Annotated in this window: 12 protein-coding genes; 7 read left to right on the forward strand and 5 right to left on the reverse strand. The window is 40.0% G+C overall.

The genetic code is table 11. From position 1 onward, the window contains the following. Positions 1-279: 279 nt before the first annotated feature. Positions 280-1569 (reverse strand): SLC13 family permease, encoded by a 1290-nt coding sequence (locus tag ABFV72_RS08965; protein ID WP_347163279.1) that lies wholly within the window; start codon positions 1567-1569, stop codon positions 280-282. 337 nt (positions 1570-1906) lie between these two features. Here ABFV72_RS08965 and ABFV72_RS08970 point away from each other — a divergent pair, with 337 nt between their 5' ends. Beyond that, positions 1907-2632, forward strand: coding sequence for a GntR family transcriptional regulator (locus ABFV72_RS08970; RefSeq protein WP_347163280.1), 726 nt, complete (start codon positions 1907-1909; stop codon positions 2630-2632). A 271-nt stretch (positions 2633-2903) separates the two neighbouring features. Here ABFV72_RS08970 and ABFV72_RS08975 read toward each other — a convergent pair whose 3' ends face one another. Continuing rightward, entirely contained in the window at positions 2904-3335 is a 432-nt protein-coding gene (locus tag ABFV72_RS08975) for an Lrp/AsnC family transcriptional regulator (RefSeq protein ID WP_057761040.1), read from the reverse strand. 168 nt (positions 3336-3503) lie between these two features. Here ABFV72_RS08975 and ABFV72_RS08980 point away from each other — a divergent pair, with 168 nt between their 5' ends. The 5 genes from ABFV72_RS08980 (at position 3504) to map (ending at position 8333) form a co-directional block, all read left to right on the forward strand. Beyond that, a complete protein-coding gene (locus ABFV72_RS08980) occupies positions 3504-4598 on the forward strand; it encodes an ornithine cyclodeaminase (protein WP_347163282.1) in 1095 nt (364 codons plus the stop codon). Positions 4599-4627: 29 nt separating this feature from the next. Continuing rightward, on the forward strand, positions 4628-5644 hold the full coding sequence (locus ABFV72_RS08985; RefSeq protein ID WP_347163284.1) for an arginase: 1017 nt from the start codon (positions 4628-4630) through the stop codon (positions 5642-5644). Positions 5645-5740: 96 nt separating this feature from the next. Then, positions 5741-7144, forward strand: coding sequence for a YjiH family protein (locus ABFV72_RS08990; RefSeq protein WP_347163286.1), 1404 nt, complete (start codon positions 5741-5743; stop codon positions 7142-7144). Between the two features lie 216 nt (positions 7145-7360). Next, positions 7361-7567, forward strand: coding sequence for a ParD-like family protein (locus ABFV72_RS08995; RefSeq protein ID WP_347163287.1), 207 nt, complete (start codon positions 7361-7363; stop codon positions 7565-7567). Continuing rightward, complete coding sequence (gene map, locus ABFV72_RS09000) at positions 7560-8333, forward strand: type I methionyl aminopeptidase (protein WP_347163289.1); 774 nt, start codon at positions 7560-7562, stop codon at positions 8331-8333. The genes ABFV72_RS08995 and map overlap by 8 nt, the downstream gene beginning before the upstream one ends. 185 nt (positions 8334-8518) lie before the next feature. Here the strand turns inward: map and ABFV72_RS09005 are convergent, their stop codons facing one another. Further along, positions 8519-10177, reverse strand: coding sequence for an isovaleryl-CoA dehydrogenase (locus ABFV72_RS09005; RefSeq protein ID WP_347163290.1), 1659 nt, complete (start codon positions 10175-10177; stop codon positions 8519-8521). 179 nt (positions 10178-10356) lie between these two features. Here ABFV72_RS09005 and ABFV72_RS09010 point away from each other — a divergent pair, with 179 nt between their 5' ends. Next, a complete protein-coding gene (locus ABFV72_RS09010; RefSeq protein WP_347163292.1) occupies positions 10357-11160 on the forward strand; it encodes a PaaX family transcriptional regulator in 804 nt (267 codons plus the stop codon). Positions 11161-11354: 194 nt separating this feature from the next. Here ABFV72_RS09010 and ABFV72_RS09015 read toward each other — a convergent pair whose 3' ends face one another. Together ABFV72_RS09015 and ABFV72_RS09020 are read right to left on the reverse strand one after the other, a co-directional pair. After that, the gene (locus ABFV72_RS09015; protein WP_347163293.1) at positions 11355-11579 is read right to left on the reverse strand and encodes a hypothetical protein; all 225 of its coding nucleotides are present in this window, start codon (positions 11577-11579) and stop codon (positions 11355-11357) included. Between the two features lie 79 nt (positions 11580-11658). After that, positions 11659-12327, reverse strand: a complete 669-nt coding sequence (locus ABFV72_RS09020) for a GntR family transcriptional regulator (protein WP_347163294.1) — start codon at positions 12325-12327, stop codon at positions 11659-11661. Positions 12328-12432 lie beyond the last annotated feature (105 nt).

The following is a 12432-nucleotide window of genomic DNA, read 5'->3' on the forward strand; positions in this document are numbered from 1 at the left end:
AATAAAAACTAATTAATACAATGATTTATAGATATTGGTAATTATGAGAGGTACATTGAAAACGTGCTAGGATATATTGCTGTGGATAAGGAGAAGAGCTAACTCGGTAGATGAAGTCAGTGAGATGAGATTAAGCGCCATGACGGACAATTCATTAGGTATTTAAGAAGTTTGGTTGTATATGTCAGTCAAAAGACAGCTGCTTCAAAACTGTCTTTTGGGAGGGGTTTGCTTAAGGGTAGAGCGTGTTCCCATTCTCAACATAAGAATACATGTTAGTTAAAACAGCAGCTGGATAATGAAAATAGCTAATATACCAATACCAATATCTAAGGGTACCGCTTTGAATAATAGCGCATTAAACAGCTTGTTTTTTTCTATAACTACTTGAGACGCGCCCAACATTAGACTGCCTCCTGATGAGAAAGGAGAGAGTGATGAGCTTTGTGCTCCCACTACAATACAGGTAAATAACAATAGAGGGTTAAGTCCAGAGGCGACGGCTAAAGGCAGCACCATAGGAAATAGAGTAGGAGCGACCACGCCAAGTGTACTAGCAAAGATTGACATGATTGCGCTAATAACAAATACCAAAATTGGTATCATCCAGATAGGAACGTTGGTACTTAGCCATTCTGTTAGCTCGTAAATTATACCGATCTCAACGCCAAGGCCGATTAGCATGCCGACCCCACAAATCATAATAAGTGTATTCCAAGGAATTAAGGCAATTACTGTTTTTTCGTCCCCTAATTTTAATAATAAACTGATTAAGGCAAAAATAATGGCGATAAAACCAATGTCAATCCGAGCGTTTAAAAACTGAATTGCTTCTATGTTAGGCATTAGTAGATTTAAGATGGGTACAATAAGCACGATAGCCATCATTATAAAAATCAGCATAATAGATTGTTTTTGCTTATTATCGAAAGGCTCTGGTACTATCGTTTGAATCGCAATTTTGCTATTTTTGGCATTAAAAAAGCAATAGATACCTAGGACGATCACTGGCATGAGAAAGGTAACTGCGAAGACACCTAAAACATAAGTAAAGGTATTATCATTTGCAACGCCGGCCCCGCGCATCAGCTCTCGAAAGATAACCCCACTTTGTGAGGTGATAAAGTTAGCACCAGCCAATGCACCATAGTTAACAGATAAAGTAGCAATGACAAGATTCAAATTAGTACGTTTAGACAATAACAGAATCATAGGTGCCATCGTGGCTAAGACGGTGTAATAACCAGCTCCTAAGCCAGCAACGATGGTAGCAGCAAAGAAAATAACCAAGGGTAAAAACTCGGGAAAATGACGGCATCTATAGATCAAATGATTCGATAGTTTTTCTAAAGCGCCATTCGCTAAAGGAAAATTATAGAAGAGAGTAACGGCAAAAATAACAAAGAAAATTTTGAGAGGCCACAGCTCAACAATTTCATAAGCGCTCATTCCCATACCGAAACAGCCAATGAGGTATGAAAATGCAATAGCAAATAGACCAATATTGATCTTGGTGGTATAGCCCAAAATAATACATATTACTATTGCGGCTAGAATATAAAGAGTCATTACTGTCCCTTGAGCTTAACTACATGAATTCTATAGAGAACTGTATTAACTTCTATAGGTAAAGAGCATTACGAGAATATTGACAAACAACTTTCTAGATTACAGAATCGTATAAGCCTGAAATGCACGTATAAATAAGTGGAATAATAGCAAAAAAAGTAATATGAATTAGATAAGATTGCCCACAAAGTGCCAGACAGTCGTTAGTATTGCAATGATATATAAGGTTTTCTTAGCGCTTAAGATAGAGTACTCCGTTGTATCCCAATCTCTAGAATGATAACAATGCTTAAAAACAGTCAAACAATTCATAAACCCCTTAAATTGTGGTGAAATAATGCTAAAAAATTTAGAAAAATTTAAAATACCACGGTATGAGCAAGTGCGATGGCACATTTTGACTTTACTGACAGAAAGTAAATGGGACGAAAACACACCTTTACCGACTGAGCAAGAGTTTGCAGATAAGTATCAAGTATCAGTCGGAACCGTTCGAAAAGCGGTTGCAAAGCTGGTCGACGATGGAGTATTAACCAAATATCAAGGCAGAGGTACCTTTCTAAAGCGTCCAGATTTTGAAAGCTCATTATTACGGTTTTTTAAATTTCGTGATAAAGATGCGTGCTATGCGACACCGACAGGCGTGGTCAAAAAGGTCATGGTAATAGAGGGTATTGAAGAGATTAATGAAAAGCTAGATATTGGTAAGAATAAAGCGCTTATTTATATAGAACGTGTGCGCATTATTGAAGGCAAAGTTTCGCTGAGTGAAAAAATTTGGTTACCTAAGAGTCGTTATCAAGCCTTTGTAAATCTAGAGCCTGAAGATTTTGAGAATTTGCTATATCCGTTCTACTATACAAAGTGTGGCCAGTTTGTCTCATCTGCCGTAGAGACACTATTTTTTGTAGCCAATCACGTAGACCCTTATTTAGATAATAATGAGCAAGAAAACCTAGTGAAGGTATGCCGTATTGCTAAGAGTCTAGAAGGTGATCCTATCGAATATAGAGAGTCATATGGAATGGCAGAGAAGTTCAGCTATGAAGTTAATATTATTTAATGAATAGTAAGCTATTAGTAGGTTTCTTGTCTTAAGCTAAGATAAGCTATCGTCTAAGTTAAAGATACCATCGTGTTCTCATACTAAAGAACGTAGTAAAAGATACGTTCTTTAGTTTTATTGTACCAGTCAAATAAAGATTAAAAAATATAGGTTATAAAACGTCAATATATTCTTTTTACGCTTACCTTCAGGCGGCTTAATCACAACATCCTAAGTTAATATCTATCAGATAAACAGCATCGCTTATGTGATTGTGAGTTCAATTACATTACAAACTCGACAGCAGAACACTTGTTTCGCTATTCAAAATGCCATCAATCTCTCTGACTTGGCGCAGCACTTCATCAAATTCCCTCAAGCTTGTCGTGTGTATCTCTCCTACCAAGTCCCACGCCCCGTTGGTTGTATGTAACTTAATCAATTGCGGGATACCTCGCAGTTTCCTAATTACTTGTGAAGTAGACTTTCCTGTTACTTCAATCATCATCATCGCTTTGACTGTTTCTTTATCTAGTGCCTCATGCACTCGAATTGTAAATCCTAAAATAGCACCGTTGTGAATCAGTCTATCCAATCTGTTTTGGACAGTGGCACGAGAGACTTTGAGTTTTTTAGCCAGGTTTGAGATGGTTGCTCGACCATCTTGTCGAAGTTCAGATATCAATTCGCTATCTAGAGAGTCATAAGTGTAATACGCCATAAAAATGCTTCCTTCATTGGATTTTGACATTATGCTAAGTAGCACCTAACAATATGTCAAAAAAATGTCCATATTTGGTAAATTATTGACATTTTAACTGACAATTATAATTGGTAGCATATTAATTGTCGGTTAAATAAATAATATTCATGGAATGGAGCAAAATTAATGTCTAAATTTATCGTATCACAGAAGCAGGGTGTGCCATTTGTTAGCGTACAGGCGATGGCTGAAATCATTAGTAATTATGGTATAGAACAGACGATAAAAGAATTGGTAGATGCTTTAGAACAAGATTTTTCTCGTTGGGATAGTTTTGAAAAATCCAGTCGTTTTGCTTCTCATTCCAAAGACGGCGTCATAGAGTTGATGCCTGTCAGCGATGGTGAAATGTTTGCGTGTAAATATGTCAATGGTCATCCGATCAACACCAAGCGCGATTTGCAGACGGTAGCCGCTTTTGGCTTATTGTCTGATGTCGATACCGGCTATCCCATTCTGCTGACAGAAATGTGTATTTTAACCGCCTTACGTACTGCGGCGACTTCTGCATTGGTTGCCAAACATTGTGCACCCAAAACCGCCCAGACTTTAGCGCTCATCGGTAATGGTGCTCAGGGTGAGTTCCAAGCAATGGGTATGAAGGCAGTCGTGGGTATCTCAAAAGTGCGTTTATATGATGTCGACCCAGCCGCATCTGAAAAAGTAGCGCGTAACCTTGCCGATTCAGGTCTAGAGATTACTATTTGCAAAACGGTAGAAGAAGCGGTGGAAGGTGCAGATATCATCACTACTTGTACCGCAGATAAGAAAAACGCGACCATTCTTCGTGATGATATGGTCAAAAAAGGCGTTTATATCAATGCCATCGGTGGTGACTGCCCTGGCAAAACAGAGCTGGATGCCAACATCCTGTTAAGAGCCGATCATGTGATTGTAGAGTTTGAACCGCAAACCCGTATTGAAGGCGACATTCAACAGCTCTCTCAAGATTTCCCTGTGACAGAGTTTCACCGTATCGTAAACGGTGAAAAAGAAGTACGCACCAATGAAAATAACTTGGTTGTATTTGATGGTGTTGGTTTTGCCTCAGAAGACTTTACGGCTTTGGTATTTTTGCGTGATTTGATCAAAAAGCAGGATGCATATGAGCTGCTTGACTTGATTCCTCAGCAACAAGACCCTAAAAACCTCTATTCGGTCGTAAAAGCTCATAGCAAAGATCGTAGCCTAGAGACGGATGAAGCGATGGCTGCATCATAAGTAATTTAAATATAGAAAATAGAAGTTCAATGCCAGATTTGGACTCAAATGATGAAAAAATTGTTTTATTTAATAGAGACAAAATAATGAATGATTTAATGAAAAACGTGCGAATAGTAGAAGTTTATTCAGACGTCGCAGGGCATAAAAAAGGCGCGTCACTAGGAATCGATGCGTTGCGCGCGTCATCAAAAGAAATGAACGCAGATTACTATGAAAAATTGCAACTTGATAGTATAAAAAATGAATATATACATGAAGAAGAGTCGCCATTTAAGCATGCAAAATACGCTGATGTGATTGAACCTGTTATTTCTAAATTGGCTCATAAAATCAAAGATATAAGAAATGAGAATCAATTTCCGATTGTTATCGCAGGTGATCATTCTAGCTGTGCAGGCACGATGCATGGCCTAAAAATGGCGCATCCTGATGCTGAAATTGGCGTGGTTTATATAGATGCACACGCCGATTTTCACTCACCATATACCAGTGGATCAGGAAATATGCATGGCATGCCTTTGGCAATGGCTTGTGCCATTGATAATTTGGAATGTCAGCGTAACGATCTTTCTGAGAAAGAAAAAGAGTATTGGGAAAAATTGAAGTTTATGGCATCAAGCGAGCCATCAATTAAGCCAGAAAATGTGGTTTTTTGTGCGGTTAGAGACTATCAAGAAGAAGAGATGGATCTAATTAGAAGACATAAAATCCCTTTATATAGCGTGGCTGAGATAACCCAAAAAGGTATCAGTTCTACTGTAGAGGAAATCTTCAAAAAACTAGAATACTGTGATCATATCTATGTGTCGTTCGATGTTGATAGTGTCGACCCTTTATATGTGCCAGGAACCGGTACGCCTGCAATGAACGGCCTGTCATACGAGCAAGCGATGCAACTTAACATAGAGCTGATCAAGAACAAGAAAGTATGCTGCTGGGAAATGGCAGAGATAAATCCTTTGTACAATAACTCAAAAGATGACTCGACCAGAATATTTAAGATTTTAGAAAAAGTGACCCACACACTTTTGAGCAATTACTAGTACTGAATATTCAAAATGAGTAAAAGAAGCTAGCCTAAAGGGATTCGTTAAAACCTTCTTTAGGTTGGTTAAAAAGGGACTGCGAGTAAAAATAATATGGACATTATTAAAGCCAGCGCTGCAAGTCGAGATATTAGCGGTATCAATATCAGACAGTTTTTGAAGTTCTTTATACCCTCTATTATAGGTTTGATGCTTTTCGTATTTCCAATTCCCTATGTGGATGGTAAGTTTGTCACCTATGCAGAAGGGTTTACCATTCCTATATCTGTATTAAAGGATTATATACAGGGTTATATCGGTGACCTTTTGCCGCTATTGGTTGTCACCTCAATCATGATTACCTTGTGTTGTACCTTATATACTAAAATCATGAAACCTGCATTTATTGTAAATAATGCGTTTCTAAATAATTTATTAAACGTTACAACGCCTTGGCTTATTATTAGGATGCTTGGTGCATTTTTCGTTGTCGTGACCTATTTTAAATTTGGGTTTGAGGCAATATATTCAGACAATATTGGCGGCTTAATATTATATGAATTAATGCCAATACTTTTTATCGTGTTTTTCTTGGCTGGACTGCTGCTACCGTTATTGCTTGATTTTGGCTTATTAGAATTTTTTGGGGTTCTACTAAGCAAAGTAATGAGACCTTTATTTGGTTTACCAGGTAGGTCATCTGTAGATTGTCTAACGTCATGGTTGGGCGATGGCACTATCGGTGTCTTATTAACCGATAAACAATTGGAAGGTGGGTTCTATACTAAAAAAGAAGCGGCAATTATCGCTACAAGTTTTTCAGCAGTATCGATTACATTCTGTTTGGTTGTCATCTCTCAGGTTAAGCTCGAAAGCTACTTTATCAATATGATTGGGGTTGTTGCTTTATGCGGAATTGTTTGTGCGCTAATAGTACCAAGGTTATTACCTTTATCTAGAATTGAAGATACTTATACTATCGAAAACAGTGATAGAGATCATGAAACCATTCCCGAAGGAAAAACACTATTTACCCACAGTTTACATAAAGCCGTTCAAAAAGCAGACAAGAGTCCAAGTTTTCTTACTTTCTTAAGAGATGGCCTAAAAAATATTTTGGATATGTGGATTGGGATACTGCCTGTCGTTATGGCAATCGGCACTATGGGATTAATCGTTGCAGAAGAAACACCTGTATTTGATTATTTAGGTATGCCTTTTATTCCATTCTTAGAGTTATTGAACATACCTTTTGCTGCAGAAATGTCAAAAACGATTATGGTAGGTTTTGCCGATATGTTCTTACCGGCTATTATCGGTTCTTCAATCGAGTCAGAGTTAACGCGATTTGTTATCGCTTGTTTGTCAGTGTCTCAATTGATCTATATGTCAGAAGTCGGCGGATTGATTTTAGGGACAAAAATCCCAGTGAGCTTTTTTCAACTATTAGTCATTTTTCTACTAAGAACAATCATCTCATTACCGATCATTGCGGTATGTGCTCATATGATTTTCTAAATAGAACTTATTAAAAGTTAGCTACACCACGTTTGAACAGAGAGTCAGCAGCAAAAAACCACCTTGATAGGTGGTTTTTTACTATCAGTATTAAGCTATAGTTTAGCTCAAATAATTTCAATATAAGGAAATCGAGTTCAAGCGATATATTATTTCTTGCAACCATACAAAAATAGATATACGATTCATATACGTTTCGTATATTAAGGTGTTTTTATGGGTATTGTTAAAATTGATGATGAACTGCATGAAGATATTCGTAAAGCAAGTGCCGTCATGGTGCGCTCCATCAACGCACAAGCTGAATATTGGGTGAAGATAGGCATGCTCGCTGAAGCCAACCCTAATATGTCTTACAACCAAATTATCAATGAGCAGATGCGACAAGCTGATGTCAATGTAAGGAACCTTATAGATGGATAAGGTCATACTTAAAAGCGCAGCGGAATTGGAAATCATGCGCGAGTCTGGAAGACTTCTAGCCTCTGTCTTTGATTATCTTGATGAACAAATTACAGTCGGTATTTCTACGATGGACATCAATAACCTTGCTGAGCATTATATTGTCGATCAGTTAGGTGCACGTCCAGCCAGTAAAGGTCAGTATGGTTATCAGTATGCATTGAATACTTCAGTGAATAACGTGGTCTGTCATGGTATTCCTTCAGATCATCAAATACTCAAATCGGGTAATATTGTAAATGTGGATATTACCCTAGAACAAGGGGCTTTTATCGCTGATTCTAGCAAAATGTATTTGATAGGTGAGGTGTTGCCCCTTGCAAAACGCTTGGTTAATCAGACCTATGAAGCCATGTGGGAAGGAATACAAGTGGTGAAACCTGGAGCAACGCTGGGTGATGTTGGTCATGCCATCCAAAGTTACGCTGAGCAGCAAGGCTACTCTGTAGTGAGAGAGTATTGCGGCCACGGTATTGGACGCGAAATGCATGAGGGACCGCAAGTTTTGCATTACGGATATCAAGGAAAAGGTCTAGTCCTACAAGAAGGTATGACATTTACCATTGAACCGATGGTCAACCAAGGTAAAGCCAAAGTTAAGGTCAAAAAAGATGGTTGGACCGTAATCACCAATGATAAAAAATTATCTGCTCAGTGGGAGCATACAATTGCGGTTACTTCTGACGGCTATGAAGTTCTTACTCTACGAAACGATGAAATACTTTAAGCGATTTGATATTTGAACGACGATTCGGTAAGGCGCTTTTATAATTCAGAAGGGCATTTTTTCGGGATGTCATGTGACCGTTTTTTAGCGAGTTATGGCTGAGAAGAAAGTGACTGACATCAAGGATAAAAGCCTCTGCTACGTCAACAATCAGTAGCAAAGGACTATTTTATATATAAAGATACCTAGAGAACTGCTTTGGTCGCGCCAGCCGCCCGTTCGATCAATAAATCCACGGGAGCATCAGGACTTAATGTACCAAAGGCCAGCCCATGCTCATTCCCAATCCTAGAACGACAGAATGCCTGAGCTATCTCCGTATGTTCAGTCTGTAGTAGTATCGAAGCTTGTAGCATCAATGCTAGGCGCTCAATCACGTAGCGACTACGGAACTCCAAGGTTTGAGTGTCCTCAAATCGCTCTATTAGTAGGTTTAATTCTGCATCATAATCAGCATTTTTTCCTGCTGCTTGCTGTAGTTCCTTAAATAAAGCTCGCTGAGTTTCTGGTTCTTTCTTTAATGCACGCAGCACATCTAGACACTGCACATTGCCACTGCCTTCCCAGATTGAGTTTAGCGGCGCTTGCCTGTACAGACGCGGCATAATAGTCTCTTCGACATAGCCATTACCACCCAAACATTCTTGTGCCTCATTGATAAGAACGGGGGCACGTTTGCATATCCAATACTTCCCAATTGCTGTCGCGATACGAGCAAGTGCGGCTTCATGAGGATCTGTTTCTATCCTATCAACAGCGTGCGCAATACGCATTGTTAGGGCCAAAGCCGCTTCTGACTCTAATGCTAAGTCTGCCAGCACATTACGCATAATAGGCTGGTTGACTAATAATTTACCAAAGGCTTCGCGTTGACTGGTGTGATGAATCGCTTGAACGATCGCTTGGCGCATTTGGGCTGAGGAGCCAATCATACAGTCAAGACGGGTTAGCGCGACCATCTCGATAATGGTAGGGATACCGCGACCTTCAATGCCCACTAACTCACCGAATGCGCCTTGAAACTCTACCTCGGAGGAAGCGTTTGCCCAATCTCCTAATTTGTCTTTTAAACGTTGAACTTGTACGGCATTGCGTGTCCCATCAGGCCGAAAGCGTGGTACTAAAAAACAACTAGGTCCACTGTCAGATTGGGCCAAGACGAGATGAGCATCACACATTGGCGCTGAGAAAAACCATTTATGCCCAATGATTTCATAAGAGCCATCTTCTTGCTGTATAGCCCGAGTCGTATTGCGACGTAAGTCTGACCCACCTTGTTTTTCTGTCATGCCCATGCCCATCGTACAGCCTAGTTTTTCTTCCATGGGCAAGCTGCGTAGATCATAGTGTTCGGATAATAGTTTGGGCAGCCATTTTTCAGCCAGCGCTGGCGAATGACGTAGGGCAGGGATAGCGGCATAGCTCATAGACATAGGACAACCAAACCCAGCTTCGGGCTGTGAGCCGAGATACATGACTGCCGCTCGAGCCACGTGGGCACTATCACGATCTTGATTGCGCCAAGCAAAGTTGCTCATGCCGTATTTCATTCCTGCATGCATCAAATCATGGTAAGCCGGATGAAACTCTACTTCATCTATACGCCGACCATAGCTATCAAAGTTGCGTAATTTAGGCTTGTTTTCGTTGGCTAAGAATCCGCTGTTGATCAATTCTCCACCAGTCAGTGCCCCAAACTCTTTTAAGTGACTTGCTGCCCAAGCAGCACCCTCTCGTGCGACAGCTTCTTTGAGCGCTGTATCTGTTTCCCATGCATTATAATTGGCTAAGGCAAAGGGTTGATTCTGCACCTCATGGGTCTTAAATTGATTTACAATCGACATGATGATTATCTTCCCTGATTTTGAATGTCATTTACTAATTTTCAGTAGTTCAGTAGTTCAGTAGTTCAGTAGTTCAGTAGTTCAGTAGTTCAGTAGTTCAGTAGTTCAGTAGTTCAGTAGTTCAGTAACTTACACGATCAGTATTACATATAAAAAACAATTCCGTCAATAGGTGTAATATGAACAAACCAACGCCTCGTTTATTGCTTTTACGCTTACTTATGGTGGCAGAGGCAAACATACTTAGTGCCTCCGAAGCGGTGCTGGCAGGCTCTATCTTTGATATGACAGAAAATAGTATACGTGTGACGTTGGCTCGTCTGATCCAAGCGGATCTTGCAGAGTCGATTGGTCTTGCCACCTACAAGCTCGGACCGAAAGCTCAAAAATTGGGCGCCGATGTGGCCTTATGGCAGACAGCGGATAAAAGAACGATAAAATCCGATGGCTCATGGATAGCGGTAGCGACTGGTGGGTTACCTCGCAGTGATCGTAAAGCGCTGCGTGCCCGTGCTCGTGCTTTATCATTATTAGGGTTTCGTGAACTCGATAAGGGGCTTTATCTGCGCCCCAATAATTTATTAGGCGGTGTTGATGTCGTCCGTAAGCGTCTATTGGACTTAGGACTAGAAGAGGAAGCTGCGGTTTTTAAAGCCAACGAATTTGATGAGGTTAGGCAGAAAAAAGCAAGAGCACTTTGGTCAGACATGCATCTTGAAAAGCATTATAAAGAGCAGTCGCAGCAGCTCACTGACTGGCTAAGTGGTTTGGCTGACTTGCCGTCCCACGTGGCGCTTCGAGAAATATTCATGCTTGGAGATGCAGGTATCCGCAGTGTTGTTTTTGACCCATTACTTCCTGCTCCCTTAGTAGATGAGGACGCACGGCAAAAGTATTTTGAGACGGTGCGGCGTATTAATGAGGAGGGTAGGCGTTTATGGTTCGCCTTTTTTGAAAAGGCTAAATCGTTAGAATCCGTTTAGCCAAGTCATTAGAAACAGTTTAAATAGGATAAAGTGCGACGATAATCGATAACTAGAGTTTAGCAAGGCTAGAATACAGGTCACTTTTAATCTTGTTTAAAGCAGCGTAATTCAGGTGTTCTTGACCTGCAAAAACCCTAAAGCATTGATATCAAATCTGTGTATCAGTACCAACGATATTGATTGAGCATATTTTATGTACGTAAAAAATTCAATAACGCTGGCACGTTTCCTCTCGCACTTCGCTCAGCCACGACCAGCATGGCAGAACCAGGGCCTGCCCAGTTGCCATAACCGAACAACCATAAGCATGGTTCTTTGATCACTTGTCCCTGTGCTACTTGTACTTTTCTATCAACTTCACTCCAAATAATAGCAGTAGGAAGGTTTGTCGCATTGTAAAGGCGAGCGCAAGACATTGTTTTAGTGCTCAGGCAAATGCATTACAAAAGCGCGTACTGCATTCGTCACAGATTGTCAAAAAAGACGCTTCTTAATTTAAGAGTTGTCCGGATTCATAGTAGCAACCAAGTCAGTAAAACGCTCTCCTTGGACTGACACATGCGCTTTAATTAGACGTTCAGCTAAGTCCTCATCACCATTAATCACGGCATCCACAATGTTTTGATGTTCCTCAAACGAATGCTGCATACGATTGTTTACCCGCAATTGCAAGCGTCTATACGGGTGTAAACGGTTGTGTAGATTGCTGGCTTGCTCGATCAAAAAACTGTTATGGCTTAGCTGATATAAGAAAAAGTGAAACTTTTTATTCGCTTCATAATAGCTCTCTGAATTGTTTTCCATTAAGTATTGCTTGCACTGATCGTGCAGGTGCAGCAATTCAACCTTCTCTTCTGCATTGATTCGTCTAGCGGCTAATCTTCCACACATACCCTCAAGGTAAGCCATCACTTCGAACATTTCAAACAAAGTCACGATATTCAAAGTAGGTATTATCGCACCTCTACGCGGCCGAATTTCAACCAAACCTTCAGATGCCAAAAGCTTCAAGGCCTCACGAATAGGCGTTCTTGACACCTCATACTTTTCACAAAGTGTGGCTTCATCAAGTTTGGTACCAGGTGGAAGACGACCATAAATGATGTCGTCTTCTATTTTTTTGCTTACCTGAACTGATAAAGGTAGATCATCAATCAAACTCATAATTTCTCCAATTGTATACAATATCTAATTTAATAAGTACAATTTTGTTGCCATTTAAAACCAATTGTATTAGATTATATCAAACAAGTCGGTAATACGTGATAA

It is taken from the genome of Psychrobacter proteolyticus, assembly GCF_039762275.1.
GTDB lineage: Bacteria > Pseudomonadota > Gammaproteobacteria > Pseudomonadales > Moraxellaceae > Psychrobacter > Psychrobacter proteolyticus_C.

Bases quoted from the DNA above. Each gene is read 5' to 3' on its own strand.
- ABFV72_RS09005 (WP_347163290.1), bottom strand. From the start codon at position 10,177: ATGTCGATTGTAAATCAATTTAAGACCCATGAGGTGCAGAATCAACCC.
- ABFV72_RS08995 (WP_347163287.1), top strand. From the start codon at position 7,361: ATGGGTATTGTTAAAATTGATGATGAACTGCATGAAGATATTCGTAAA.
- map (WP_347163289.1), top strand. From the start codon at position 7,560: ATGGATAAGGTCATACTTAAAAGCGCAGCGGAATTGGAAATCATGCGC.
- ABFV72_RS08990 (WP_347163286.1), top strand. From the start codon at position 5,741: ATGGACATTATTAAAGCCAGCGCTGCAAGTCGAGATATTAGCGGTATC.
- ABFV72_RS08980 (WP_347163282.1), top strand. From the start codon at position 3,504: ATGTCTAAATTTATCGTATCACAGAAGCAGGGTGTGCCATTTGTTAGC.
- ABFV72_RS08975 (WP_057761040.1), bottom strand. From the start codon at position 3,335: ATGGCGTATTACACTTATGACTCTCTAGATAGCGAATTGATATCTGAA.
- ABFV72_RS09015 (WP_347163293.1), bottom strand. From the start codon at position 11,579: ATGTCTTGCGCTCGCCTTTACAATGCGACAAACCTTCCTACTGCTATT.
- ABFV72_RS08985 (WP_347163284.1), top strand. From the start codon at position 4,628: ATGCCAGATTTGGACTCAAATGATGAAAAAATTGTTTTATTTAATAGA.
- ABFV72_RS09010 (WP_347163292.1), top strand. From the start codon at position 10,357: ATGAACAAACCAACGCCTCGTTTATTGCTTTTACGCTTACTTATGGTG.
- ABFV72_RS09020 (WP_347163294.1), bottom strand. From the start codon at position 12,327: ATGAGTTTGATTGATGATCTACCTTTATCAGTTCAGGTAAGCAAAAAA.
- ABFV72_RS08970 (WP_347163280.1), top strand. From the start codon at position 1,907: ATGCTAAAAAATTTAGAAAAATTTAAAATACCACGGTATGAGCAAGTG.
- ABFV72_RS08965 (WP_347163279.1), bottom strand. From the start codon at position 1,569: ATGACTCTTTATATTCTAGCCGCAATAGTAATATGTATTATTTTGGGC.